The sequence below is a fragment of the Roseovarius indicus genome, assembly GCF_008728195.1.
Taxonomy (GTDB): domain Bacteria; phylum Pseudomonadota; class Alphaproteobacteria; order Rhodobacterales; family Rhodobacteraceae; genus Roseovarius; species Roseovarius indicus.
The window spans coordinates 2,402,325-2,427,675 of the sequence record NZ_CP031598.1 but is presented as its reverse complement, the minus strand read 5'-3'; the positions used below and the strand labels follow the sequence as shown (position 1 = coordinate 2,427,675).

The following is a 25,351-nucleotide window of genomic DNA, read 5'->3' as shown; positions in this document are numbered from 1 at the left end:
CGGGGGCATCCCCCGGGGCCTACGGCCTTAACCTTTCAAACTCTCCGCCGCGGCGGTCACATCCGCCGGCGCGCCCACGGCCCGGCAGGCAATCGCCTTGTCGATCCGCCGGATCATGCCACTCAACGCTTTCCCGGCGCCAATCTCCCAGACCTCGGTCACACCCTCGCGGCTCATGAACTCCACCGACTCGCGCCACCGCACCGAGCCCGTGACCTGCTCCACCAGCAACGCCCTGATCTCGGCCGGATCGCTCACCGCCCCGGCCCGCACATTGGCGACCAGCGGCACCTTCGGTGCGGCAATCTCCACCGCGGCCAGCGCCTCTTCCATCACCTTCGCGGCGGGCTCCATCAGCGCGCAATGGAACGGCGCGCTCACCGGCAGCAGCATGGCGCGCTTGGCACCCCGCTCCTTGGCCATCTCGACGGCCCGTTCCACGGCCTCCTTGTGCCCGGAAATCACCACCTGGCTGGGGTCGTTGTCATTCGCGGCCTGCAGCACCTGGTCGCCTGCCGCATCCGCCGCCAGCGCCTTGGCACCCTCCAGGTCCATGCCCAGCAAGGCCGCCATCGCACCCACGCCCACCGGCACCGCCTCCTGCATCGCGCGGCCCCTTGTCCGCAACAACCGCGCCGTATCCGCCACGCTCAGCGCGCCCGCCGCGGCCAAAGCCGAATACTCGCCCAGCGAATGCCCGGCCACCATGCCCGCGGCCTCCACGCCCACGCCCTCGGCCTCCAGCGCCCGCATCGCCGCCAGCGACGTCGCCATCAGCGCCGGCTGCGCGTTCTGCGTCAGGGTCAGCTCGTCGGCCTCCCCCTCCCAGATCAGCGCGCTCAGCTTCTCGCCCAGGGCCTCGTCGACCTCGTCGAACACGGCCTTCGCCGCCGGATAGGCCTCGGCCAGGTCGCGGCCCATGCCAATGCTCTGCGCGCCCTGCCCGGGAAATACGAATGCTCGGCTCATATGCTCAATCCCCTCCAAATCGTGCCCCCCGATACCTTGCCCGCCGTCCAGAGGCAACGCCTCTCACCCGGCGCACCGGAAATGTGCGCCGATTGCAGTTGCTCCCGCCGCCGCGGCCCCTACTCTCCCCCACAACATATTTTCGCTCACCGGATACCCCATGCCCTACGCCAATTCCCACGACAGCTACGGCGCCGTCACCAAGGCCTTCCACTGGCTCACCGCCCTGCTGATCCTCACCGTCATTCCGCTCGGCCTCATCGCCAGCGACCTGGCCCATGCGGTCCGGAACCCCGACATCGCCACGACCGACGCCGACACCGCCCGCGCCGCGCTCCTCTTCTCGCTGCACAAGACCATCGGCGTCACCATCTTCTTCACGGCCCTCCTGCGCATCCTCTGGGCCCTCGGCCAGCCCCGCACAGGCCTCCTCAACGGCGACAAACCCGCCGAGGCCTGGCTCGCCCACACCATCCACTGGCTGCTCTACGGCTCCCTCGTCATCGTCCCCCTCACCGGCTGGATCCACCACGCCGCCACCTCCGGCTTCGCACCCATCTGGTGGCCCTTCGGCCAGTCGCTCCCCTTCGTCCCCAAGGACGAAACCGTGGCCCAGGTCACCGGCACCCTGCACTACATCCTGCAATGGGTGCTGATCGGCGCCATCACCCTCCACATCCTCGGCGCCATCAAGCACCACAGCATCGACCGCGACGCCACCCTCCGCCGCATGCTCCCCGGCCGCACCCGCGCCGAACCCACACCACGCCAGCCCGGTCACGCCCTGCCGGTCCTCACCGCCCTCGCGGTCTGGGCACTGGCCATCGGCGGCGGCGCCGCGGCGGGCCTCTTCCCCCAAGCCGGTTCTGAACCCACCCAAACCGCCGCCCTCGAAGCCGTCGAAAGCGACTGGCAGGTGCAAAACGGCTCCCTCGACATCACCGTTTCGCAAATGGGCTCCGACGTCTCCGGCTCCTTCTCCGACTGGACCGCCGAGATCGCCTATTCCGAAGACCCGGATGCCGACGGCATGCACGGCGACGTCACCGTCACCGTCTCCATCCCCTCCCTCACCCTCGGCTCCGTCACCGATCAGGCCATGGGCCCCGACTATTTCGCCGCCGAAACCCACCCAACCGCAACGTTCAACGCCGATATCATGGCGCAGGAAGACGGCCACGTCGCCGACGGCACGCTGACGATCAAGGACCAATCTGTCCCCGTCACGCTCCCCTTCACCCTCACCATCGACGGCGACACCGCCACCGCCAACGGCGCCCTCACCGTCGACCGGCGCGACTTCAACATCGGCCTCGGCACAAAGGACGAAGGCACCCTCGGCTTCACCGTCGACATATCCTTCGACCTGACCGCCAAACGCCAGTGACCCCGGCGCAGCCATGCGCTAACACTTTGCGCCATGAGCCTGCGCCAGATCATCGTCTCCGCCCCGAAAGACGCCCTGCCGGATATCCTCCGGCAGGCGGAGGAGCACGAGGCCCTGAGCACCACGGCAACAGCCGACCTCCACAATACCGACCATGTCTGCGTCCACATCCTCGCCACGCAGGACCACCGCCAGGCCCTGCTCGACCGCCTGCAATCCCTGATGGGCACACGCGACGACTGGCGCATCACCCTCCTGCCCGTGGAAACCACCATTCCCTTCCCCGAGAAAGAAAAGGAGGAAGAGGAAGACGACGCCACAAAAGACGCCCGCAAGAACCGCGGCGGCCAGTCGCGCGAGGAGATCTACAACAACGTCTGGAAACAGGCCCAGACCGACCGCAACTACCTGGTCTTCGTGGTGCTCTCCACGGTCGTCGCGGCCTTCGGCATGATCGCCGACAACGTCGCGGTCGTGGTGGGCGCCATGGTCATCGCCCCCCTTCTCGGCCCCAACCTCGCGCTGGCGGTGGGCGTGGCCCTGGGCGACGGCAAGCTCATGGGCCGCGCCATCACCACCAACGCCGCCGGCATCGCCGTGGCCCTCGGGCTCAGCCTGCTCATCGGCGCGGTCTGGCCCGTCGATGCGGCGTCGAAGGAACTCATGTCCCGCACGCAGGTGGGCTTCGACGGCATGGCCATCGCCTTGGCCTCCGGCGCCGCCGCGGCGCTTTCCCTCGTCACCGGCCTCTCCTCGGCGCTTGTCGGCGTGATGGTCGCCGTGGCGCTGCTGCCCCCCACCGCCGCCATCGGCCTCTTCCTCGGCGCAGGGCACCCCGAATTCGCCCTCGGCGCGGCGCTCCTCCTCTGCGTCAACGTCGCCTGCGTCAACCTCGCGGCCCAGGTCGTGATGCTGTCGCGCGGCATCACCCCCCGCACCTGGTTCGAAAAGAAACAGGCCCGCCGATCTTCCCTCATCAACGGCGGGATCTGGCTGGGCCTGCTGATCGCCTTGGCGGTGCTGCTCTGGGTGCGCACGCCGGTGACAGGCTAGCGACGCCCCCGTTTTCTTCGAAGAAAACGGTCCGGAAAATTCCAATTTTCCGAGACGGAATTTTGAAAAATTCCGTCCACCCGAACAAAAAGGCCGCCGGGTGTCCCCGGCGGCCCCATCAACTCTGAAATCCGAAAAGCTTACTCAGCCTTCCCGGCCTCGATCGAGATCATCACCTGAACCTCGTCGCTGATCGCAGGCGCGAACTTGTCCAGCCCGAAATCCGAGCGCAGAACCGTGGTCGTGGCGTCGAAGCCGACCCACTCCTTGTTGGCCATCGGGTGCGTGCCCGCCTGGTTCAGCGTGGCGTCCAGAACGACTTCCTGCGTGGTGTCGCCGATGGTCAGGTCGCCGGTGATGTTCGCGGTGTCCTCGCCCGTCACCTCGATGCCGGTCGACACGAAGGTGATCATGTCGCCCTCTTCCGCGCCGAAGAAGTCATCCGACATGAAGTGCTGAAAACGCTCTTCCCAGCCGGTCAGCATCGAGCGCACGGGCATCGACACTTCCACCGACGAATTCGCCGGGTCTTCCTGGTCGAACATGATCTCGCCCTCGAAGCCCGAGAACATGCCGTAGGTCGTCGAATAGCCGAGGTGCTCGTAGGTGAACACCACCTGGCTGTGGCTCGAATCGAGGTCGTATTGCACGGGGGCGGCAACGGCGCCGGTGGCCGCGAAGGCCAGAGCTGCGGCCATCAGTGTCGTTTTCATCGCGTAACTCCTGTTTCAAATGCGACAGTATCGTCGTGGTGCAGAAGCTAACGCGCGGTCAGCCGCCTTCAATCCGGTGGAAATCAACAGGATGTGTGGACAAACACACAGACGGCGCGGCCTGCCCGCACATGCCGCAAAATCCCGCGCATCTGCCCGGAAAACCGGCGCAATCGCGCCGACCCCGGCCATCACGCATAGGCCCCGGCCGAATAGGTCAGCTCGTAGCTGTGGCTGTAAAGCTCGAAGACGATTCCGAACGGGTCCTCGACATAGACCATCCGATAGGGCTTCTCGCCCGGGAAATACTCCCGCACCGGCATCCGCTGCCGCCCGCCGGCCTCCACGATCCGCCGCGCCAGCCCTTCCACGTCCGGGTCCTGCAGCGCGAAGTGAAACGTGCCGTGCCGCTTGTGCTCGAGCTTCTCCTCCGGCGCGTAATTGCCGGGGAATTCGAAGATCTCGATGCCGATACCATCCGCCGTCGACAGATGCGCAATCCGCAACGAACCCCAGCCGGGGCCGAACACGTCGGTGCACATCACGCCGATGGCGCTCTCGTCTTCCACGGCTTCGGATGGCTCCATGACCACGTAAAAGCCAAGCACCTCGGAATAGAACTTAACCGCCGCCTCGAGGTCGGGCACGGACAGGCCGATATGGGAAAATGTACGGGGGGTCGTCTGGGTCATCTCCATCTCCATTCAATGAGCGATACCGCGGAGGTAGACACCGGACCCTCCGGTGTGAAATTATCATTTCAAATAAAAATCATAACAAAACGTTTGCGCACCAATGCTCAATGCCACCTGGCTCAATACCTTCACCACGCTCTGCGAAACCGGGCACTTCACTCGCGCCGCCCGGCGCCTGAACATGACCCAGCCGGGCGTCTCCCAGCACCTGCGCAAACTCGAAGACCAGGTCGGCCACGAGCTGGTCACCCAGCAGGGCAAGAGTTTTGCCCTCACGGCGGCGGGCGAGGCCGTCTTTCAACTCGGCCTCTCCCGCCGGACCGAGGAAAAGCGCCTGCGCGAGACGATAGAAACCGATGACCCCGATATCGGCGAGCTCCGCATCGCCTGTTCCGGCAGCTTCGCCATGCTGCTCTACCCGATCCTCATGCCCTGGATGAACGCGGCGCCGGCCCTCTCGATCCACCTCGAGGCCGCCCCCCAGCCCGACATCCTCTCGGGCCTGCTCGACGGCCGGTTCGACCTCGGCGTGCTGGGAGCAGACCCCGATCATCCCCGGCTCGAGGCCCGGCAGCTCGGGCGCGAAGAGCTTTGCCTGATCCTGCCCGCCGGCGCCCCCGAGACGATCGCCAGCTTCGACGAGCTCGACGCGCGCGGCTTCATCGCCCATCCCGACGGCTACGCGCTGGCCGACGACCTGCTTTACCGGAATTTCCCCGGCGCCTATCCCGGCGCCGACCGCATCCATGTCCGCGGCTACGTGAACCAGATCGGCCAGATCCCGGCGCCCGTGGCGCGGGGCATCGGCTACACTCTCCTGCCCCGCAGCGGGGTCGAGGCCTTCGACCGCAAGGATCGTCTCTCCATCGTGCAATTGCCGGAACGCCGCTGGCACGAACTCTGGCTCGTCACGCGCCGCGGCCGCGCCCGCCCGGCGCGGCTGACCCGTGCCAGCGAAATGGTCGTGACGGCCGCCCGGCAGGTGAAGTGAAAACCGCCCCTCAGGCCAGCGACAACGCCGAGCGGATCGCCCGCTCCTGCGACCGGCTCCGCACCGGCACCGAGACGACAAGCTGCCCGGCGGTGTCGCGCGCAAAAAACGTGCGGTTGCACAGCCGGATCTCGGCAAACTCCGACATCCGGTAGCGCCCGGTCAGGAAAACGCGCCCCCGCAGCTCGCGGTCATAGGTCCGGATCTCGTCGCGGCCGGCGTCGATCTCGACCCGGGCCATCTCCTGCGTCGCATTCAGCCCCGACAGCAGAACCGCGCCCGCCCCGAACATGCCCAGCGAGGCGCCCAGCTTGACCAGCATCACCGCGTGATCCGGCGCCGGGAACATCCAGATGCCCGCCGCCGCCATCATCAGCGCCGTGGCCGCGCAGAACATCGCGAACCGCCCGGCCATCCCGCCCGGCCCGTCGACCGCGTCCACCGGTTCACGCAGCGCGGAACGGCGGTCATGGGCTTGAAACTGGTCGGCGAAATCGGGCAATGCAGTCATCGGATCGGTCCACGCTGTCTGGTCTGGTCAGGGCCGCACCCTGCCCCGCAATCGCGCCAGCAATAGGGCGGCGCGTGGGCAAAACTCCGGCACCTGTTCGGCGCTTGCCAAGCCCGCCGATCCGTCGTATAGGCCGCATTCCTTTCGCATCACGCATGAACCGCGCAGTCTCTCGTGGACGGGCCGCGAAAGGATGAAAAGGCCCGCCTTTGAAATGCGCCTAGATAGAAGTGGAGCAAACATGCCGCTCTATGAGCATGTATTCATCTCGCGCCAGGACCTGTCCAACGCGCAAGCCGAAGGCCTCGTCGAACATTTCGGCACCGTTCTCGCGGACAATGGCGGCAAAGTCGTCGACAGCGAGTACTGGGGCGTCAAGACGATGGCCTACAAGATCAACAAGAACCGCAAGGGCCACTACGCCTTTCTGAAGACCGATGCCCCGGCACCGGCCGTTCACGAAATGGAACGCCTGATGCGGCTGCATGACGACGTGATGCGCGTTCTGACCATCAAGGTCGACAGCCACGAAGATGGCCCGTCGGTCCAGATGCAGAAGAAAGAAGAACGCGGCGACCGTCGCGAGCGTCGTTGATCCCAGCTTGAAGAAAGGACACTAAACCATGGCTGCAAAACCGTTTTTCCGCCGCCGCAAGGTCTGCCCCTTCTCGGGCGAGAATGCACCCAAGATCGACTACAAGGACACCAAGCTCCTGCAGCGCTACATTTCCGAGCGCGGCAAGATCGTCCCCTCGCGCATCACCGCCGTCTCGGCGAAGAAGCAGCGTGAACTGGCCCGCGCCATCAAGCGCGCCCGCTTCCTCGCCCTTCTGCCCTACGCCGTGAAGTAAGGAGGAATATCAATGCAAGTCATCCTTCTCGAACGTGTCGCCAAGCTTGGCCAGATGGGCGAAGTCGTCGACGTGAAACCGGGTTTCGCCCGCAACTACCTCCTGCCCCAGAAAAAGGCGCTGACGGCTTCGGAAGCCAACATCGCCCAGTTCCAGGACCAGAAGGCACAGCTCGAAGCCCGCAACCTCGAAACCCGCAAGGAAGCCGAGAAACTGGCCGAAACCCTCGACGGCAAACAGTTCGTCGTGATTCGCCAGGCCTCCGACTCGGGCGCGCTCTACGGCTCCGTCACCACCCGTGACGCCGCCGACGCCGTCTCCGAGGAAGGCTTCTCCATCGACCGCAAACAGGTCGCGATGGGCGGCCCGATCAAGGATCTGGGCCTGCACGAGGTCCACGTGACCCTGCACCCCGAGGTCGAGGTCATCATCAAGGTCAACGTCGCCCGCTCGCCCGAAGAGGCCGAGCTGCAGGCGTCCGGCAAGACCATCCAGGAAGTCGCCGCCGAGGAAGAGGAAGCCGCCGATTACGAAATCGCGGAACTCTTCGACGATATCGGCTCCGCCGCCTCCGACGATGAAGATCTCGCCGACGCGGTCGAAGACGTGCTTCCCGAAGAGGAAGAAGGCGAAGACGAGGACAAGTAGGCCCTCCCGCCTTCCCGAAAGATCAAGGGCCGCGCTGCACAGGCGCGGCCTTTTTCGTTGGCCATCGCGGCCCGGCACTGCGACCTTGCCGCAAATTGCACCTGGCTCTACGCTGATCCGCACTTTGGCCAGGTGGCCTTGCGAGGAGAAGATGGAAGCCAAAACCCCGACAGAGGCCTTTCCCTCCATTGGCACGGTGCAAAATCCCGCCCTCTTCAGCGACGGAGACGACCTTCTATTGAGTTACGAGATTGCGCCAGTCGCAGGCGGTGGCATAGCCATTCTCAGGTTCTCCTCGGTCATCCACTTCGAACAGAATCCAACCAACACAAAAGGGCTGGCAGACGCGAAATACCCGACAAGGCACTGGGAATTCACAGAAATTTCCGGCGCCGACCGAACAGAAAAATGGGAGTCGCTCCAACCCCGGTTCTGGACGGTGTCGTTCAACGACGTGACGGTAGAAGTCGTGTTCGAAAAGGTTGAATACCTGGATCGCCAACCTGACGGCACCTGCCCTTCCGTCGCACTCGTAGACTTCCTCTCGCGCAGCGCCCCCTCCGCTCACGCCCGTTAATCATTGGCCGCGCACATACCTGTCGAGAAAAAAGGGCCGCACCCCACGGCACGGCCCTTTCCGTCATCCCTTGGTGACCACGTCACCCCAACTGCTTCACCGCCCGTCCGGCCCAATCCGGCTTGGGCTCCAGCACCGCCGCCTCCAGCCTCTCGCGGATCGCATCCGGAAACGCCGCCACGCCCCCTTCCCGCGTGTCGAAATGCAGAAGCATGCACTCGAAGGTCGCGCATTCCTTGTCGCCCACCATCATCCAGTGCCCGATATGCAGCCGCTTGCCATCAACGCCCAGAACCGCCGACTCGATCGACAGATCCGCCGGCGCCCGCACCTCGTCGAGATAGCGCAGATGCGTCTCCAGCGTGTAAAGCGCACAGCCCGTCTCGTCGAAATAGGCCGTGCCCACCTCGAAATGATCCTGCAACGCCCAGGAGGCATTGCTGAACGGCACAAGGTAATAGGCCTCGTTCAGATGCCCGTAGGCATCCAGCCACGCTTCCTGCAACGGCTCGCCATGTAGCTTCAGTCTGGTCATCGAGCGCCTCACGCAGGCTTGGAAAAGACGACAAGCTTGGTCATCGCCGGAATGAGGTTGTCGGCCAGCTCCACCTCGAAGCCCAGTTTCTTCCCCGCCTCGGTCAGCCAGCCCACCGACAGCGAGCGCGCATCCGGCGTGAACGCCATGTGCTGCAACTGCCAGAGCGCGGCCAGCGCCGGCCCCCGCCGGTCTTCCTCGACCATGAAGTCATGCACCAGAAGCTTGCCGCCCGGCGCCAGCGAGTCATAGGCGTTCTGCAACAGCGCGCTCACATCGTCGCCCGGCACGCCGCTCATCAGGTAGGACATCAGGATGGCATCCTGGTTGCCCGGCCACTGCACCTCGACCGCGTTGCCCGGAATGTACCGCACCCGGTCCACCAGCCCGGCCTCGGAAATGAACCGCCAGCCGATCTCCGACACGTTCGGGAAATCGATGATCGTCGCGTGCAGGTTCTCGTAGGCCTTGCACAGGCTGATCGTCATGGCCCCCGTGCCGCCGCCCACGTCCAGCAAGGTCCGCGCCGCGCTCAGATCGACCTTCCGCGCCAGCGTCCGCCCCGGCCCGAGCGAGCCCGCATGCTGGCTTTCCGAATAGACCGACGCCTGTTCCTCGTCCGCCATCCAGTGCTTGTAGGACGAAATCGCATCCTCGGTCAGATCGCCCTTCATCACGGCATTGAGCTGCAACAGGAACGGATACATCTGCTGGTCGATCTGATAGCGCAGGTAATCGCCGAAATCGTATTTCGACTGTTTCGACAGGAAGCTCTGCGCGGCAGGCGAATTCTCGATCTTTTCGTCATCCCCGATCACCAGCACCCCGACACTCGCCAGCGCGGTGGTCAGCATCACGATCCGGTTGATCGGAATGTCCACTGCCTTGGCCAGTTCCGCGGCCGATTTCGGCCCGTCCGACAGTTGCGAGAAGATATCGGCATGCAGCCCGGCGAAGAGCGCCTTTGACGCCATGAAGCTGAAGGCAATCGAAGACAGGTCCTCCGCGGTCTCGATGGCTTTTACTTGTGTCGTCGGCGTATCATCGTCGAGCATTCTTACCTCGTTCAGCAATTTCTATGAGCGGGCCCAGTAGATACACGACCCACCCCGGGATACAACGCAGCCAAAGGAACGAAGCGGGTACAAACCGGCTTATCCGCAGGAATGCTTGCTTTTCAGGCGATTTCCGTCGCGTCAGCCCGCGCGACGCCCCGGCACGCTCACTCCCCGGCGCCCGCCTCCGGGTCGGCACAGCTGTAGACCCCGCCATCGGGCATCCGGCAAAGGCTTTCGAAGAACTCCGCGCCGATCGCCTGGTAGCGCGGGATCAGGTGCGACCTGTCCTGCCGGTCAAGGTAATCGCTGCACGCGGCCCGGTAATACCGCTCCCGCCGCTCGGGCGAGGCATACCACTGATAAAACGCCGCCGTCGTGGCCAAAGGGCCGTCTCCCGTCTCCTCCATCGTCTCGGCGAAACGCGCGGCGATATCCTGATGCGACGGCCAGGCCGCCAGCGCCTCCCAGACAGACGGGTCGCCGTGCGCCTTCATGTCCCACGCCAGCAACAGGCTCACCGCGCTCGCATCCGCCTCGATGGCAAAGGTCGCGCGGCCATATTCCTTCATCGACAGGGCGTCCCGCGGGCAACTGCCCCGGGAAAACTGCCAGAGATGCCGAAGCTCGTGCAGGAAGATGCCCGCCTGCAAGGGCCGCGGCTGCGCCCGGCTCAGCACGATGCGCCCGATATCCGCCTCCAGATACCCGAGCGCCGGGCCGATCCGGCTTGCGAAACAGATCTCCGGCGTCTCGCGCTCGAGAACCGCGCCAAGATCGCCGAACCGGTCCAGCACCGGCCTGACCTCGCCCACGATCTCCACCAGCTCGCGCTGCGCCTCGGTCCCGCCGGCCTGGTAGGGCGCGCCAATACATGCCGCCCCGCCCCGCGCACCGGTCGCGGCCAGGCCAAGAAGGAACGACAGTATCAGCCTATTGCGCATGCCTCGACATCGCCCCGGGTGGAACCAGAACCCCGATCATAACCGGCGCCCGGGCGCGGGTGGAAGCCACCATGCGCACCGAAATCCGCACCGACAGCCGCACCGACGCAATACCGACAAAATACCGACGTTATACCGACGTCGGATTTCGGGGGTCCGACAACAGAAAAGGCCGCCCCACGGGGCGGCCCTTCCCTGTTCCGATCGCGGAAGACGGCTTACTCGTCTTCCAGCGCCTCGACAGCCTTTTCCAGCTCGTCCTTGGTGACTTCCGTCTCGTTCACCTCGGCCAGCTCGACGATGTAATCGATCACCTTGTCCTCGAAGATCGGCGCCCGAAGCTGTTGGCGCATCTGCGGGTTTTGCTGAACGAATTCAAAGAATTGACGCTCCTGACCGGGGTATTGCCGCGCCTGCTCCATGACGGCTTGCGTCATCTCGGCATCGGTCACCTCGACCTCGGCCTTCTGGCCGATCTCGGCCAGTAGCAGGCCCAGCCGCACCCGGCGCTCGGCCAGCTTGGTGTGCTCCTCGGTGGGCTCCACCTCGGGGTGGTCATGGCCCTGAACGTCGGGGTTCTCGTCATGCCACAGCTGGTGCGCGATCTGCTTGGCCTCGGCCTCCACCATGCTCGGCGGCAGCTCGAAATCGACCTGTTTATCCAGCTCGTCCAACAGCTTGCGCTTCATGACGGCGCGCGACGCCCCGGCGTATTCCTGCTCCAGCCGCTCCTTGATCTGCTCCTTGAGCGCATCCAGGCTGTCCGACCCGTATTTCTGCGCCAGGTCGTCGTCGATCTCGGCAGGTGCCGGCGCCTTCACGGCCTTGACGGTGCAGGTGAACTCGGCTTCCTTCCCGGCCAGGTGTTCGGCCTGGTACTCGTCGGGGAAGTTGACCGTGACAACCTTTTCCTCGTCCTGCTTGACGCCGACCAGCTGCTCCTCGAACCCGGGGATGAAGCTGTTCGAGCCCAGCACCAGCGGGTAATCCTCGGCACTGCCGCCCTCGAACGCCTCGCCGTCGACACGGCCCACGAAGTCGATCACGACCTGGTCGCCATCCTTCGCCTTGGTGCCCTTCTTGCGGTCCTCGAAGTTCTGTGCGTTCTCGGCCAGGTTTTTAAGGGCATCGTCGACGGCCCCGTCATCGGCCTTCACGACCATCTTCTCGATCTTCACCGATTTGAAATCGACCTCGGGCACCTCCGGCAGCGCCTCGTAGGACATCTCGACCTCGACGTCGTCGCCCTCTTTCCACTCTTCGTTGACCATCTTCACGGCCGGCTCGCCGGCGGGGCGCTCGCCCTTGTCTTCGAAGTGCTGCGTCATCGCACCGTCGACGGCTTCCTGCATCGCTTCGCCCAGCACACGCTGGCCGAACTGCTTCTTCAGAAGCGGCAGCGGGACCTTGCCCTTGCGAAAGCCTTTCATTTCGACTTCGGGCTGGGCCTCCTTGAGCTTCTCCATGACCTTGTCATCGAGCTCCTGGGCCGTCAGCACCATCTTGTAGGCGCGCTTGAGGCCTTCATTCTGGGTTTCCGTGACCTGCATGTTCGTCCTTCCATTGCATCCAAGGGCCGCAGAGGCGTCCGCGGCGGTCAAAATCAAGCGCCCTTCTAGGGTTGGCGCAGACCTTGTGCAAGCGGAGTCTGGGCCCCGGACGGTATGATTTCGCTTCCCTTCCCGGCGCCGGTGCCGCACCCTGCGCACCGTGCGTTAACCCTTTCCAGAAAGACGAGGCGTAAAGTGCTCTCCGAAACCGATCGTAAACTTCTGCGCGTCGCCTATGACGAGGCGCTCGCGGGCTACGAAGAAGGCGGATGCCCCATCGGCAGCGCGCTCGCGCGCGGCGACGAGCTGATCGCGCGCGGCCGCAACCAGCGCGTCCAGCAGGGCGACCCCATCGCCCATGGCGAGATGGACTGCCTGCGCAAGGCCGGCCGCCAGACCTCCTACCGCGACATGACCCTCTACACCTCGCTCAGCCCCTGCATGATGTGCACCGGCACCATCATCCAGTTCGGCATCCCCCGCGTGGTGATCGGCGAGAACCAGACCTTCGAGGGCAATATCGACTTCCTGCGCGAGCGCGGCGTCGAGGTGGTCCTCGTGCAGGATCCCGACTGCATCGCCCTGATGACCCGCTTCATCCGCGAGAAACCGGCGCTCTGGAACGAGGATATCGCCGAGGAATAGGGCAATGGCGCCCGGGCATTGCAAGCCTGCAACGGTTCACCACTTATTGATTGAACTTCGGACCCGATTCTATAGTTGAAGCGTTAATCGTTCCGGATAACTCAGCAGACCTGCGCTGCGCAGCCTGTAACCCAAAGGAGCCCCCTGCCATGCTCACACGGCGCCATTTCATCATCACGACAGCCGCCATGTTCTCTGGCCCCGTTGCCATGCCGGGCATGGCCAACGCCGCGGCCGGCGACTGGGACATGTGGGATGCCCAGGTCACCCCGGTCGATTTCGACCCCGCCACCTCGAACCCCTGGGATCTCGAACCGCGCTTCCTGCCCGTTCGCGTCGAAACCAAGCCGGGCCTCAAGACCGGCGACATCCACGTCGACAGCGTCGCCCGCTTCCTCTACCACATCGAGCCCGGCGGCACGGCCATGCGCTACGGCGTCGCCATCGCCCGCGGCAAGCTCTACGTGCCCGGCATCTACTCGATCAAGCGCAAGGCCAAATGGCCCAGCTGGACCCCCACCCAGGCCATGATCAAGCGCGACCCCGAGCTCTACGCCGAACATGCAGGCGGCGTCGAACCGGGGCCGACCAACCCGCTGGGCTCCCGCGCGCTTTATCTCTACCGCGGCAACAAGGACAGCTACCTGCGCATCCACGGCACGCCCGAACCCCGCACCATCGGCGGCCGCGCAAGCTCGGGCTGCATCCGCATGGTGATGGCCCATATCAACGAGCTCTACCCCAACGTCTCGCTCGGTTCGACGGCCTATCTCTACCCGACCAGCGGCGTTCTCTGACCACCCCGCCCGGGCGACATGAAAAAGGCCTTCCGCTTTTCCGGCGGAAGGCCTTTTTACGTTGCTCCGAACCCAAAGGGTCAGGTGCAGATCTTGCCGCCGCTTTCGGCGCGCAGCGGCACCATCAGCGTCTCGACCGGCCCTTCGTACAGGTACCAGTAGCACCCGTCGGGGCGCAGCTGCACCATCTGAAGGTTCTGATCCGGCGCCGCCAGCATGGCCACGTTCGGCGGTACCTCTTCGAGGAACCCGTCAGCGGTGGTGTTGGCGGTCATCGTCGGGTCGCCGCAGGCAGCAAGCGCCAGAAAGGACGCAGGCAGCAGAAGTGTTATTGGCCGCATAGTTACCCTCCCGGTAATCACTGAGGTCGGGGCGAAACTGCCCGCCGACTAACTTGCACATCGAAACCGCAACAGCAACGCCATTCCGCAGACAGGCCCGAACTCCCCCTCCAGTTGACCCGCCCATGCCACTCTGCCCACCGGCGGGTGACGAAAAGTCGGGCAGTCAGGGAAACGGTTCGGAAAGGCTCGAAGTTGGAGGACCAACCAGGAATGGTGCGGGTGGAGGGACTTGAACCCCCACGCCTTGCGGCGCCAGAACCTAAATCTGGTGCGTCTACCAATTTCGCCACACCCGCATCGAAGCCGTCCAATAGCAAAGCGCTCAGACCGATGCGAGCGAAAAATCGGGGTGCCCGATTATCGGGCAATCAAAGAAAGGACGCGACATTAACTAAATATTGCCATATTGTTGGGAAAAAACTGAGGCAGAAATAAAGCAGGAAACGAACATGAAACCGGCATTGGCTCGGCAGGACGCGCGTTTACCCTCTCTTAACGTTGCAGAGCATCAAGCGGGCCTTCTCGGCGGCGCGCTCATCATGACGCTCGACGGCGAAATGCGTGTCTCCGATCTTCGGCCGGGCAGTCGCGTCATCACGCGCGACAGCGGCATGGCGGTCCTTCGGGCCGTCCGGCACCGGCGGGTCACAGGCCGCGCGGTGCGGATCAAGGCAAGTTCCCTTGGCCACAACCGCCCCGAGCGTGATGCGACCCTGCCCGCCGGCCAGCCGGTTCTCGTGCGTGACTGGCGCGCCAAGGCCCTGTTCGGTGCGGAACAGGCCCTCGTGCCCGCCGAAAGGCTCGTCGATGGCGAGTTCGTGACCCTGCATGACAACGCCACCATGACCCTCTACGAGCTCGAGTTCGACACACCCCACGTGCTCTATGTCGATGGTCTGGAAGTGGCGAGCCATCTGGGTAACCACACAACGACCTGACACGTTTCTTTCTTTAAGCTACCACTCGAACAAAACCCTCCAAACCAAGTGAAAACCCCGGGCTCTCCCCGGGGTTTTTGCACGATCAGAGGCCCAACTCCCTGAAAACATTCGGAAGTTGCTCCGGCAGATCCTCGGCAATCAGCCCCGGTCCGAAGGCCCGCGCACATTCCACGTGAAGCCACGCGCCCGTCTCCGCCGCCTGCATCGGTGCAAACCCCCTTGCCAGCAGCCCGGTGATGAACCCCGCCAGCACATCGCCCGCCCCGGCCGTCGCCAGCCAGGGCGCGGCGCGCTCATACTGTGCCGAGTTCACCGAACACCGCCCGTCCGGCCCCGCGATTACCGTATCCGGCCCCTTGAACAGCACCACGCATCCCGCACGCTCCGCGGCCTCCCGCGTCGCATCCACCTTGGAATAGGCCGGGCCTTTCACGGGCGCCGCATCCAGCTTCTCGGCGATATCCGGAAACAGCCGCGCAAACTCCCCCCCATGCGGCGTCAAAACGCATCGCTCATGCAGCATCCCGAACAAGCGCTCCGGCGCATCGGCAAACGCCGTCAACGCATCCGCATCCAGCACGACCGCGCGAGAAGGTTCCGCCCCCAACGCCACCGGCACCAGCTCCCCGGCCCGCTCGACACCCAAGCCAGGCCCGAGACACAGCGCATTCACCCGCCTGTCCTCCAGCACCTCCGCCAAACCTTCGCCATCCGCCACCCGCCGCAGCATCAGCGCCATAATCTGGCAGGCCACCTCCTGCTGCGCAGAGGGCGGCACCCCCAGCGTCACCAGCCCCGCCCCGATCCTGAGCGCCCCCCGCGCCGCCAGCCGCGCCGCGCCGGTCCGCCCGGAGCCACCGGTGAGGATGAGAGCATGGCCATGACCAAACTTATGCCCGCCCCGCTTGCCCAGCCCCCCGCGATCCGGTGAATCAACCTTGCGCACCATCTGCCTGTCGGCGGGTTGACCCAGACCGATATCCTTGACCACGACCCTCCCGCAGGCATCGGGCCCATCGGCCAGGACATGACCCAGCTTGCGCGCATGAAAGCCCACCGTCAGGTGCGCCCGGATATCTTCGTGATGTCTCCCCTGCCCGTCCGAACGAAGGTAGCGCCCGGAATCCGAACAAACGCCGCTCGGCATATCCACGGCCACCACCCGCGCGTCCGGATATTTCCTACCACCGACTGGCCTGCCATCTACCTGCCACCCCGACATCTGCGTGGCCCAACCAAATTGATCGAACCCCTCGACCGGCCGCGTGAGACCCGTACCGAACAGCGCATCCACGATCAGCGACTCGGGGCCCCATTCGGACGGGTCCAGCCAGAACGCCCCGTCCCCCTCGTCCAGATAGGATTGAACCTCCCCCATCTCCCCCCACCGCTCGTAATTCACCCGCGCATCCGGCGGCAGCTTCTCCGCATCCCCGTAAAGGAAAACCTCCACCTCCCAGCCCCACTCCTTCAACAGCCGCGCCACGACAAACCCGTCGCCGCCATTGTTCCCCGGCCCGCACAGCACCACCGCCTTGTGCGGCGCCTGCGCCAGTTCCGGCCATTCCTCGAAAACCGCCTCGACAACGCCCCGCCCGGCGCGTTCCATCAGCTCCAGCCCGGTCACCTCGCCCGACTCGATGGCCGCCCGTTCCACGGCCCGCATCTGCGCGGCGGTCAGCAATTCCGTCAATTCCGCTCTCCCCCGATTCAATTTGGATTAGTTTTACAGCGACTTGCCCAAATATTGAGCAACACCCATTTCGACCCTGCCCCATGCCCCCGCACCCAGCCTATACGATTGTGCGGCCCTTAGAGAAGTGATCGAAATCCCGGGACACAGTCGCAAGGAGGTCGGGCGCATGAAGAAGATCGAAGCGATCATCAAGCCGTTCAAGCTTGATGAGGTCAAGGAGGCGCTGCAGGAGATCGGCGTACAAGGCCTTTCGGTGATCGAGGTCAAGGGGTTCGGGCGGCAGAAGGGCCATACCGAACTGTATCGCGGGGCGGAATACGTTGTCGATTTCCTGCCCAAGGTGAAAATCGACGTCGTGCTCGACGACGACCAGGTCGACAGCGCGATCGAGGCGATCGTCGAGGCCGCCAAGACCGACAAGATCGGCGACGGCAAGATCTTCGTCTCGCCCGTCGAACAGGCCATCCGCATCCGCACCGGCGAATCCGGCTCGGACGCGCTTTAACCCACACTCAAGCAACATCAACCAACCAAGGGGATCTGTAACCATGAGCGCAAGCGATCTGCTCAAACTGATCAAGGACGAGGACGTCGAGTATGTCGACATCCGCTTCACCGACCCGCGCGGCAAGCTTCAGCACGTCACCGTGATGAGCGACCAGGTCGATGAAGACTTCCTCGAAGAAGGCTTCATGTTCGACGGCTCGTCGATCGCCGGCTGGAAATCGATCGAAGCATCGGACATGAAACTCATGCCCGACACCGAGTCCGCCTATATCGACCCGTTCTATGCCGAGAAAACCGTCTGCGTGCACTGCTCGGTCGTCGAACCCGACACCGGCGAAGCCTACGAGCGCGACCCGCGCGGCACCGCCGAAAAAGCCGAAGCCTACCTGATTTCCTCGGGCATCGGCGACAGCGCCTTCTTCGGCCCGGAAGCCGAATTCTTCCTGTTCGACGACGTTCGCTTCTCGAACTCGATCAACAAGGTCGGCTACGAGGTCGACGCGCTTGACGCATCGTGGAACACCGACACCGAGTACGAGATGGGCAACATGGGCCACCGTCCGGGCGTCAAGGGCGGCTACTTCCCGGTGAACCCCACCGACGATGCCCAGGACATCCGCTCGGAAATGCTCTCGACCATGAAACGCCTCGGCATGAAGGTCGACAAACACCACCACGAAGTGGCCTCGTGCCAGCACGAGCTCGGCCTGATCTTCGGCACGCTCACCAAGCAGGGCGACGAGCTTCAGAAGTACAAGTACGTCATTCACAACGTCGCGCAAGCCTATGGCAAGACGGCAACTTTCATGCCCAAGCCCATCGCGGGCGACAACGGCACCGGCATGCACGTCAACATGTCGATCTGGAAAGACGGCAAGCCGCTCTTCGCCGGCGACAAGTATGCCGACCTGAGCCAGGAAGCCCTGTATTTCATCGGCGGCATCCTGAAGCACGCCAAGACGCTCAACGCTTTCACCAACCCGTCGACCAACAGCTACAAGCGTCTGATCCCGGGCTTCGAAGCGCCGGTTCTGCGCGCCTACTCGGCCCGCAACCGCTCGGGCTGCGTGCGTATCCCGTGGACGGAAAGCCCGAAAGCCAAGCGCGTCGAGGCCCGCTTCCCCGACCCGTCATCGAACCCCTACCTGTGCTTCTCGGCCCTGCTGATGGCCGGTCTTGACGGAATCAAGAACAAGATCGATCCGGGCGAGGCGATGGACAAGAACCTCTACGACCTGCCGGCGGAAGAGCTGGAAGGCATCCCCACCGTCTGCGGAAGCCTGCGCGAAGCGATCGACGCCCTGGCGGCCGATCACGACTTCCTGCTGGCCGGGGACGTGTTCACCAAGGACCAGATCGACGGCTATATCGAGCTGAAAATGGAAGAGATCGAGATGTACGAGCACACGCCGCACCCGGTCGAATTCCAGATGTACTACAGCTGCTGAGCCCGATTTCAGCGTATTACGGAAAGGCGCCCCACGCGGGCGCCTTTTTTTATTGAACACATAGGCTTGCAGGGCGATCTTCGCGCGCGCCCGCGAGAGCGGCTCACCAATACTCCGGCGATTTGCCCAATTAGTTCCACATTTGCAACAAACTGACTCCGTCTTTCGCGGTCAGATAGGAGGACAATGAAAACCAAAGAATGCATGAATGGGCTGATCATGACGACAGGCAATACATGGGCGACGGCGGGGCTGGCCTTCACCACGTTCCGTGAGCTCGACATCGTAGACATCGCCAACCACGTGGTTGGCAGCTTCGAAGCGCTGGGGCATCGTGTCACCAGCCAACACATCATTTCCGAGCACCGCGCGCTGATCACCACCGCGCAGCTCGAGCTTTACCTGACAGCCGAAGAGGACGTCTCGCTGTCGGCCCTCGCCCTTCGGATGCCCACGTATCTTTCCGTGGCCATCGCCAGCAAGGACGAAAAGCGCACCTCCACCTTCTCCCGCGACTCCGCGCTCGCCCGGTCGCTGCAGAAACTGCACGAGGAACTGGCCCCCGACTACGTCAAGTGGATCGACACGGATGTCGTGCTCTCGGCCTCCGATTTCGCCGGCGCGCTGGGGCTGACCATCGACGAGAAGCGGCCGGCCGGCAAGGTGGTGCCGCGCCGCGTGACGCCCAACAAGGCGCTTCCGGATATCGAGGAAACCAACGACATGCTGCAGCAGCGGATCACCGACCAGGATCCGGCGATCTTCGATCATGCGGCGGCGCCCGACCGGCTGCGCAAGGTGTTCACCGAGAACTGGGTCGACCCCGACATTCTCGCCACCGAGGCCGCGGCCGACAAGCTGGCCCGCGAGAAGGAAGATATCGAGCGGGCCGCGCCCCTGCGCCTGTCGGCGTGGTTCCTGTCCTTTGCCGTGGCGCTCTTCGCCCTACCGCTGGGCATCATGCTGCTGATCCTGAACTGCGCCAAGGGCGAGAACCTGCGCCTCGCGTCCCAGACAGCCGCCCTCACCGGCACGTTCATCGGCCTTCAGACTTTCGGCTCAACCGCCCAGGCGATGACCGCGCTGCAAAGCATAATCGGCTGATATCCGCCAACCAAGATGCTTCCCTGGGGCCGTCTGGCCGGGTTACACTTCCCCTCAACACGTGACGGAGGCGAACCATGACCCGGCTTTCGACGGCCCTTGCCCTTTTCGGCGGCCTGACCCTCTTTTCGGCATCGGCGGCGCTGGCGGCCCCCTGCGGCAACACCTCGGCCGGGTTCGGGGCGTGGAAAGCCGCCTTCGCCTCCGAAGCCCGCCAGGCGGGCGTCGGGCAGAAAGGGCTTCAGGCGCTGGCCGCCACCCGTTATGCCAGCCGCACGATCGCCGCCGACCGCAACCAGAAGAGTTTCCGCTACTCGCTTGAAAAGTTTATGCAAGTTCGCGGATCGGCCACCATCGTCTCGCAGGGCCGCGCGCTCAAGACCCGCAACGCCCGCTTCTACGACGCGCTCGAACGGTCCTACGGGGTGCCCGCCGGCGTGCTGATCGCCATTCACGGCATGGAAACCGGGTTCGGCCGGTTCATGGGCGACAGCCAGGTCGTCTCGGCCATCGCCACGCTCGCCTATGATTGCCGCCGCTCGGCGTTCTTCGTCCCCCACGCCATCGGGGCGCTGAAACTGGTCGACAAGGGCTCGATCACGGCCCAGACCAAGGGCGCCCTGCATGGCGAGCTCGGCCATACCCAGTTCCTGCCCGGCAACGCCCTCACCTATGGTGTCGATGCCGACCGGAACGGCCGGGTCGACTTCTACAGCCAGGCCGACGCGCTGGCCTCGACCGCCAATTTCCTGCGGCAGAAGGGCTGGAAACCGGGCCGCGGCTATCAGCCGGGCGAGCCCAATTTCCGTGTGATCGAAGCGTGGAACGCGGCCGAGGTCTACCAGAAGGCCATCGCCATCATGGGCGCCCGGATCGACGGCTAGTTCGCCCGGAAAAGCCCCTCAAGACAGGGGGTTGCAGGGGTCGCCTCATGCGGCATCCCCGCGGCGTCACCACGAAAGCGCCACAATTTGTCCCCACTCCAAACCGATTTCGATGATTAAATTTACATTAAAAGGGCAACAAGGGCGTTGAGACCATGGAAACGCAATCATTCGGTTCGGTCGTGGCGATGGAATTCAGCTACAAGCCGAGCATGGATTTCGCCGATATCGTCGAGGAATTCGACATCGCCTTCCAGATGGTCGACTCGCGCAAGCGGTCGCTGACCTGGGATTGCGACGACATCGCCATCGTCGACCGCGACTTCGTGCGTGTCGCGCTTGGCTGGCTGCCCGCACGGTATGAAGGCCAGCCCTGGCACCTTGTCATCGCGGTCGGCGCCGCCCGCGCCGGCGAGGACACCATGATCGACCCGGCCTCCTATCGCTTCCTCGCGGACCGGATCGTCGAGCGCACGCAAGAGCACCTGCCCGCAACCGCCGTCCTGCATGGCGATGCCCGTCAACCGGTCGGCGCCGCCCTGATCGACAGCACCTTCGACCTGCTGCGGATGAACACCCAGGACATGCACGGCGACACCAACAAACCGCGCAACGACCGCTTCGGCAGCGCGCCCGAACCCGAGGCGTATGACGACATGTTCGAGACCGTGTCGGAGCGCTGGAACACCGGCACGGCCAACACCTCGTGGAACACCCCGGGCTCCGGGAAGGTCGAGGAAGGCGGCAAAGCCGCCACGTCCGGGTTCACCAACGATCTCGGCCAGATGCTGCTTTCCCGCGCCGAGCCCACCAAGCCCCTGCGGCTGACGATCCACACGCTGGCGCTGTCGCTCTGCCTTTACGTCCCGGCCCTCGGTGCGGCGATGTTCGCCTACACCATGCTGCGCGACGTCTTCCCGATGGCCGCTCAGGCCGTCTGAGCGGGCTTCCGAACCACGTAGGTATGAATTGAGAAAACACAGGCCTGCGTCTTCGGAAGGCGCAGGATGCTTTGCCGTTCCGACCGAAGAAACGGCAACTCGGGCCCGCCGCCCAGGGCCGATTGATGCTGCCGCGGCACCGGCTGGTAAAGATCGGCCGCCGCATAGCTCAGCACGTTGAATCGCCAAAGCGGCCGCCCTTCCCTCACCCCGTCGAAAAGCCGCTGCACCCGCCGCGCGATCCCCTCGTCATAAGACGGCACCGGCACGTGGATCGTCGTCAGCGGCCGCCCGATCTTGTCGGCCAGGCGCCAGCTTGCTGGGAAACACAGCACGGCCGCGGTCAGCACATGCTCCTCCCCCTGCTTTTCCAGGATGCACAGATCCTCCTGCACCAGCTGCCCCAGCGTGCCCATCGGATCGTCCCGGTCGACCGTCACGGTCACCCCGTCGGGCCGCAGAACCTGCGTCGCCGACACGTCATAGGCCGGCGCATTCCCGGCCAGCCAATCGAGAACCACCTCCAGAAGCTCCGCCGCCGCCCCCTGCCCGGCCTCCGTCACCGCCAGCACATCGCCCCGCCGCTCGGCCAGCAGCCTCTCGCGCTCGGCCATTTGCGCCGCAAAGGCCTCGTCGACCTGCAGCCACTCGGCCATCTCCAGCGGCGCGATCCCCGGCAGGGGCTTCGGCGCGGTCACGTCATGGGGAATGTCGCTCTGCAGGATCTCGGTCATGCGCCCATGATTAGCCAGCCTGGCACCCGCCCGCATCCGCAAAATGAAAGGAAGCGGCACAGGGTCGCTGCACCGCTCCAAGTTGGCACTTCTCTGAACCGCCTTAGGGAGCTCTCAATCCATCCGGCTGGCGTCCACCGTGGCGAAACACTTTGTCGATATGATGGCACAAGTGCCCCGACGTCTGGAAATTCGGCTCCATCACCCGCCAAGCCCGCCTGCGCGGAATCAAGGGCTTCAGCCCGCCGCGCATCGCCGGGCCGCACCACGGCCCGTCGATGCCCGGCATCGCACCGTCGGGATTCACTGACAACTCTGTCACACACAGTCGACATTCTCAAAACCGTGACCGTGCTCACTTAAAAGGCAAAGCCCCCTCCGCCCGCTCACCGCCGATACCGCGAAACCATCACGTAATCCTTCCGCGGCCCGGTCACCCGCCAGCGGCTCTCCCATTCCGGCCAACCGCTGAAATCATAGGTCACGTCATAGACATCCGGCGCACAATGGTGCCGGTCCCCCGGCGCCTCCGCCCCCGGATCGAACCGGTGAAAATCCCGCCCGTCATCGAAGAACACCGCGATCGCCCCGTCCGCGTCCTGCCGCCACAGGTAGCGCCGTTCCCCCCGGATGGGCGGCTGCCCCTCCAGCTGCAGCTCCCCCTCCTCGGCATAGACCAGCCCCGCGCCATCCGGCTCGAACCGCGCCACGCCCTCGAACCGCGCATCGGGCCCCTCGGCATTCTCGATCCGCCGCCCGACCTGCCAGCTGCCCTCGAAATTCATCAGGCCAAGTGTCACTTTCCTGCTCCTGCCTTGCCGCTCAGCGCGCATAAGTCTAAACCCCCCGCGACAGCCCATTCAAACCGGAAAACCGCTCAGCATGATTCCCCGCTACTCCCGCCCCGACATGGTCCAAATCTGGGAACCCGCCACCAAGTTCCGTATCTGGTACGAGATCGAGGCCCACGCCTGCGACGCGATGGCCGATCTGGGCGTCATCCCGCGGAAAAATGCAGAGGCCGTCTGGAAAGCCAACAACGTCGAGTTCGACGTCGCCCGCATCGACGAGATCGAGGCGGTCACCAAGCACGATGTCATCGCCTTCCTCACCCACCTGGCCGAACACGTGGGCTCCGACGAGGCCCGCTTCGTCCACCAGGGCATGACCTCCTCGGACGTCCTCGACACCTGCTTCAACATCCAGCTCACCCGCGCCGCCGACATCCTGATCGCCGACATGGAGGGCCTCCTCGCCGCCCTCAAGCGCCGCGCCTTCGAGCACAAGATGACCCTCCGCGTCGGCCGCTCCCACGGCATCCATGCCGAGCCGACCACCATGGGCCTCACCTTCGCCCGCTTCTACGCCGAGATGGAGCGCAACCTCACCCGCCTACGCACCGCCCGCGACGAGGTCGCCACCGGCGCCATCTCCGGCGCCGTCGGCACCTTCGCCAATATCGACCCTCGCGTAGAGGAGCATGTCTGCCAAAAGCTCGGCCTCAAACCCGAGCCCATCAGCACGCAGGTCATCCCCCGCGACCGCCACGCCGCCTTCTTCGCCACCCTCGGCGTCGTCGCCTCCTCGATCGAGAACGTCGCGATCGAGATCCGCCACATGCAGCGCACCGAGGTGCTGGAAGGCGCCGAGTTCTTCTCGATGGGCCAGAAGGGCTCCTCGGCCATGCCGCACAAGAAGAACCCCGTCCTGACCGAAAACCTCACCGGTCTCGCCCGCCTCGTGCGCATGTCGGTCATCCCGGCGATGGAAAACGTGGCCCTCTGGCACGAGCGCGACATTTCCCACTCCTCGGTCGAGCGGATGATCGGCCCCGACGCCACCGTCACCCTCGACTTCGCCCTCGCCCGCCTCACGGGCGTGGTCGACAAGATGATCATCTTCCCGGAAAACATGCTCGAGAACATGAACAAGTTCCCCGGGCTCGTCATGTCCCAACGCGTCCTGCTGGCCCTGACGCAAGCGGGCGTCAGCCGCGAAGACGCCTACGCCATGGTCCAGCGCAACGCGCTCAAGGTCTGGGAACACCGGACCGATTTCAAGGAAGAGCTCCTCGCCGACGAAGAGGTCTGCGCCGCCCTGAGCAAGGAGCAGATCGAGGAAAAGTTCGACATGGACTACCACACCAAGCATGTCGACACGATCTTCCGCCGCGTCTTCGGCGAAAGCTGACCTCACAAGGCTGACCTCACAACCCCGTGATCGGCCCGGGTATTTTGCAACTGTTTCACAGGCAGCTGCGTATCTGGGGGCAAAACCGATCACAGGGGGTCACCATGCTTCGCGCCGTTCTCATCGCCGCTCTCACGGTTCCGGGCCTTGCCATCGCCAAGGACCGCTTCGACGACGACCCGCCGAAACCCACCCAGACCACGCAGGATTGCACCAATGGCCAGGTCTGGGACAGCCGCACCCAGCGTTGCGTAACCCCGAAAAGCGGTGCGCTCGATGACGACACGCTTTTCGGTGCGGTGCGCGAATTCGCCTATGCCGGCCAGCTCGAGAACGCGCAAGCGGCGCTTGCCGCCATGTCCGACCAGTCCGACGACCGCGTGCTCACCTACTGGGGCTTCACCCACCGCAAGTTGGGCGACATGGACAAGGGTATGAGCTTCTACGAAGCCGCGCTCGAAAAGAACCCCGGCAACATCGCCGCGCGCTCCTACATGGGGCAGGCCTTCGTCGAAACCGGCGACCTCGTGGCGGCCAGGCGCCAACTGCTCGAAATTTCAGCGCATGGGGGGGCCGGCACGTGGCCGGAAACCTCGCTGAGGCAGGCCATATTGACCGGCACCACCTACAATTATTGAGGT

Annotated in this window: 29 protein-coding genes and 1 tRNA gene; 17 read left to right on the top strand and 13 right to left on the bottom strand. The window is 64.5% G+C overall.

Annotated features, from left to right (window positions below):
• Positions 1-27: 27 nt before the first annotated feature.
• A complete protein-coding gene (fabD, locus tag RIdsm_RS11300) occupies positions 28-969 on the bottom strand; it encodes an ACP S-malonyltransferase (RefSeq protein ID WP_057819295.1) in 942 nt (313 codons plus the stop codon).
• 160 nt (positions 970-1,129) lie between these two features.
• On the opposite strand from fabD, the gene RIdsm_RS11295 reads away from it, so the two are divergent.
• Together RIdsm_RS11295 and RIdsm_RS11290 are read left to right on the top strand one after the other, a co-directional pair.
• Positions 1,130-2,356, top strand: coding sequence for a cytochrome b/b6 domain-containing protein (locus tag RIdsm_RS11295; protein WP_057819297.1), 1,227 nt, complete (start codon positions 1,130-1,132; stop codon positions 2,354-2,356).
• Between the two features lie 33 nt (positions 2,357-2,389).
• Positions 2,390-3,409 carry a TIGR00341 family protein gene (locus RIdsm_RS11290; protein ID WP_057819299.1) on the top strand — a complete coding sequence of 340 codons (1,020 nt, stop codon included), beginning with the start codon at positions 2,390-2,392 and terminating at the stop codon, positions 3,407-3,409.
• Between the two features lie 140 nt (positions 3,410-3,549).
• Here the strand turns inward: RIdsm_RS11290 and RIdsm_RS11285 are convergent, their stop codons facing one another.
• Together RIdsm_RS11285 and RIdsm_RS11280 are read right to left on the bottom strand one after the other, a co-directional pair.
• Positions 3,550-4,122, bottom strand: coding sequence for a YceI family protein (locus RIdsm_RS11285; protein ID WP_057819301.1), 573 nt, complete (start codon positions 4,120-4,122; stop codon positions 3,550-3,552).
• A 191-nt stretch (positions 4,123-4,313) separates the two neighbouring features.
• Positions 4,314-4,814 (bottom strand): lactoylglutathione lyase family protein, encoded by a 501-nt coding sequence (locus RIdsm_RS11280; protein ID WP_057819529.1) that lies wholly within the window; start codon positions 4,812-4,814, stop codon positions 4,314-4,316.
• A 103-nt stretch (positions 4,815-4,917) separates the two neighbouring features.
• On the opposite strand from RIdsm_RS11280, the gene RIdsm_RS11275 reads away from it, so the two are divergent.
• A complete protein-coding gene (locus RIdsm_RS11275) occupies positions 4,918-5,808 on the top strand; it encodes a LysR family transcriptional regulator (protein ID WP_057819303.1) in 891 nt (296 codons plus the stop codon).
• A gap of 10 nt (positions 5,809-5,818) precedes the next feature.
• Here RIdsm_RS11275 and RIdsm_RS11270 read toward each other — a convergent pair whose 3' ends face one another.
• A complete protein-coding gene (locus RIdsm_RS11270) occupies positions 5,819-6,319 on the bottom strand; it encodes a hypothetical protein (protein ID WP_074940611.1) in 501 nt (166 codons plus the stop codon).
• 241 nt (positions 6,320-6,560) lie between these two features.
• Here RIdsm_RS11270 and rpsF point away from each other — a divergent pair, with 241 nt between their 5' ends.
• The 4 genes from rpsF to RIdsm_RS11250 all read left to right on the top strand — a co-directional run bounded on the left by rpsF (position 6,561) and on the right by RIdsm_RS11250 (position 8,395).
• Entirely contained in the window at positions 6,561-6,914 is a 354-nt protein-coding gene (rpsF, locus tag RIdsm_RS11265; protein ID WP_057819307.1) for a 30S ribosomal protein S6, read from the top strand.
• A gap of 28 nt (positions 6,915-6,942) precedes the next feature.
• A complete protein-coding gene (rpsR, locus tag RIdsm_RS11260; protein ID WP_009805008.1) occupies positions 6,943-7,170 on the top strand; it encodes a 30S ribosomal protein S18 in 228 nt (75 codons plus the stop codon).
• Positions 7,171-7,182: 12 nt separating this feature from the next.
• Entirely contained in the window at positions 7,183-7,818 is a 636-nt protein-coding gene (gene rplI, locus RIdsm_RS11255) for a 50S ribosomal protein L9 (RefSeq protein ID WP_057819309.1), read from the top strand.
• A 151-nt stretch (positions 7,819-7,969) separates the two neighbouring features.
• On the top strand, positions 7,970-8,395 hold the full coding sequence (locus RIdsm_RS11250) for a hypothetical protein (protein WP_057819311.1): 426 nt from the start codon (positions 7,970-7,972) through the stop codon (positions 8,393-8,395).
• A gap of 82 nt (positions 8,396-8,477) precedes the next feature.
• On the opposite strand, the gene RIdsm_RS11245 is transcribed toward RIdsm_RS11250, so the two are convergent.
• The 4 genes from RIdsm_RS11245 to tig all read right to left on the bottom strand — a co-directional run bounded on the left by RIdsm_RS11245 (position 8,478) and on the right by tig (position 12,479).
• Complete coding sequence (locus RIdsm_RS11245) at positions 8,478-8,930, bottom strand: thioesterase family protein (protein ID WP_057819313.1); 453 nt, start codon at positions 8,928-8,930, stop codon at positions 8,478-8,480.
• Positions 8,931-8,938: 8 nt separating this feature from the next.
• A complete protein-coding gene (locus RIdsm_RS11240) occupies positions 8,939-9,985 on the bottom strand; it encodes a methyltransferase (protein ID WP_057819315.1) in 1,047 nt (348 codons plus the stop codon).
• A gap of 167 nt (positions 9,986-10,152) precedes the next feature.
• Positions 10,153-10,929 (bottom strand): DUF6782 family putative metallopeptidase, encoded by a 777-nt coding sequence (locus RIdsm_RS11235; RefSeq protein WP_057819316.1) that lies wholly within the window; start codon positions 10,927-10,929, stop codon positions 10,153-10,155.
• Between the two features lie 218 nt (positions 10,930-11,147).
• On the bottom strand, positions 11,148-12,479 hold the full coding sequence (gene tig, locus RIdsm_RS11230; protein ID WP_057819318.1) for a trigger factor: 1,332 nt from the start codon (positions 12,477-12,479) through the stop codon (positions 11,148-11,150).
• Between the two features lie 195 nt (positions 12,480-12,674).
• Here tig and RIdsm_RS11225 point away from each other — a divergent pair, with 195 nt between their 5' ends.
• Both RIdsm_RS11225 and RIdsm_RS11220 read left to right on the top strand, forming a co-directional pair.
• Entirely contained in the window at positions 12,675-13,124 is a 450-nt protein-coding gene (locus RIdsm_RS11225) for a nucleoside deaminase (RefSeq protein ID WP_057819320.1), read from the top strand.
• 149 nt (positions 13,125-13,273) lie between these two features.
• Complete coding sequence (locus RIdsm_RS11220) at positions 13,274-13,921, top strand: L,D-transpeptidase (RefSeq protein WP_057819322.1); 648 nt, start codon at positions 13,274-13,276, stop codon at positions 13,919-13,921.
• A gap of 80 nt (positions 13,922-14,001) precedes the next feature.
• Here RIdsm_RS11220 and RIdsm_RS11215 read toward each other — a convergent pair whose 3' ends face one another.
• Positions 14,002-14,262: a hypothetical protein gene (locus RIdsm_RS11215; protein WP_057819324.1), complete on the bottom strand. Its 261-nt coding sequence runs from the start codon at positions 14,260-14,262 to the stop codon at positions 14,002-14,004.
• A 214-nt stretch (positions 14,263-14,476) separates the two neighbouring features.
• Positions 14,477-14,561, bottom strand: a tRNA-Leu gene (locus tag RIdsm_RS11210).
• A 153-nt stretch (positions 14,562-14,714) separates the two neighbouring features.
• On the opposite strand from RIdsm_RS11210, the gene RIdsm_RS11205 reads away from it, so the two are divergent.
• Complete coding sequence (locus tag RIdsm_RS11205) at positions 14,715-15,203, top strand: Hint domain-containing protein (RefSeq protein ID WP_074940615.1); 489 nt, start codon at positions 14,715-14,717, stop codon at positions 15,201-15,203.
• Positions 15,204-15,288: 85 nt separating this feature from the next.
• Here RIdsm_RS11205 and RIdsm_RS11200 read toward each other — a convergent pair whose 3' ends face one another.
• The gene (locus RIdsm_RS11200) at positions 15,289-16,899 is read right to left on the bottom strand and encodes an NAD(P)H-hydrate dehydratase (RefSeq protein WP_057819328.1); all 1,611 of its coding nucleotides are present in this window, start codon (positions 16,897-16,899) and stop codon (positions 15,289-15,291) included.
• Positions 16,900-17,068: 169 nt separating this feature from the next.
• Here RIdsm_RS11200 and RIdsm_RS11195 point away from each other — a divergent pair, with 169 nt between their 5' ends.
• From RIdsm_RS11195 to RIdsm_RS11175, 5 genes are all read left to right on the top strand, one after another.
• On the top strand, positions 17,069-17,407 hold the full coding sequence (locus RIdsm_RS11195; RefSeq protein ID WP_057819330.1) for a P-II family nitrogen regulator: 339 nt from the start codon (positions 17,069-17,071) through the stop codon (positions 17,405-17,407).
• Between the two features lie 43 nt (positions 17,408-17,450).
• Positions 17,451-18,857, top strand: a complete 1,407-nt coding sequence (gene glnA, locus RIdsm_RS11190) for a type I glutamate--ammonia ligase (protein ID WP_057819332.1) — start codon at positions 17,451-17,453, stop codon at positions 18,855-18,857.
• Between the two features lie 204 nt (positions 18,858-19,061).
• Complete coding sequence (locus RIdsm_RS11185; RefSeq protein ID WP_177228448.1) at positions 19,062-19,961, top strand: hypothetical protein; 900 nt, start codon at positions 19,062-19,064, stop codon at positions 19,959-19,961.
• A 77-nt stretch (positions 19,962-20,038) separates the two neighbouring features.
• Positions 20,039-20,845 carry a lytic murein transglycosylase gene (locus tag RIdsm_RS11180; protein ID WP_057819336.1) on the top strand — a complete coding sequence of 269 codons (807 nt, stop codon included), beginning with the start codon at positions 20,039-20,041 and terminating at the stop codon, positions 20,843-20,845.
• 155 nt (positions 20,846-21,000) lie between these two features.
• Positions 21,001-21,786, top strand: coding sequence for a hypothetical protein (locus tag RIdsm_RS11175; RefSeq protein ID WP_057819338.1), 786 nt, complete (start codon positions 21,001-21,003; stop codon positions 21,784-21,786).
• On the opposite strand, the gene RIdsm_RS11170 is transcribed toward RIdsm_RS11175, so the two are convergent.
• Positions 21,774-22,520, bottom strand: coding sequence for a heme-dependent oxidative N-demethylase family protein (locus tag RIdsm_RS11170; protein WP_057819340.1), 747 nt, complete (start codon positions 22,518-22,520; stop codon positions 21,774-21,776). The genes RIdsm_RS11175 and RIdsm_RS11170 overlap by 13 nt on opposite strands.
• 386 nt (positions 22,521-22,906) lie before the next feature.
• Positions 22,907-23,320: a DUF6314 family protein gene (locus RIdsm_RS11165; RefSeq protein ID WP_236553371.1), complete on the bottom strand. Its 414-nt coding sequence runs from the start codon at positions 23,318-23,320 to the stop codon at positions 22,907-22,909.
• Positions 23,321-23,402: 82 nt separating this feature from the next.
• On the opposite strand from RIdsm_RS11165, the gene purB reads away from it, so the two are divergent.
• Positions 23,403-24,710 carry an adenylosuccinate lyase gene (purB, locus tag RIdsm_RS11160; RefSeq protein ID WP_057819344.1) on the top strand — a complete coding sequence of 436 codons (1,308 nt, stop codon included), beginning with the start codon at positions 23,403-23,405 and terminating at the stop codon, positions 24,708-24,710.
• Positions 24,711-24,814: 104 nt separating this feature from the next.
• A complete protein-coding gene (locus RIdsm_RS11155; RefSeq protein ID WP_057819346.1) occupies positions 24,815-25,348 on the top strand; it encodes a tetratricopeptide repeat protein in 534 nt (177 codons plus the stop codon).
• Positions 25,349-25,351 lie beyond the last annotated feature (3 nt).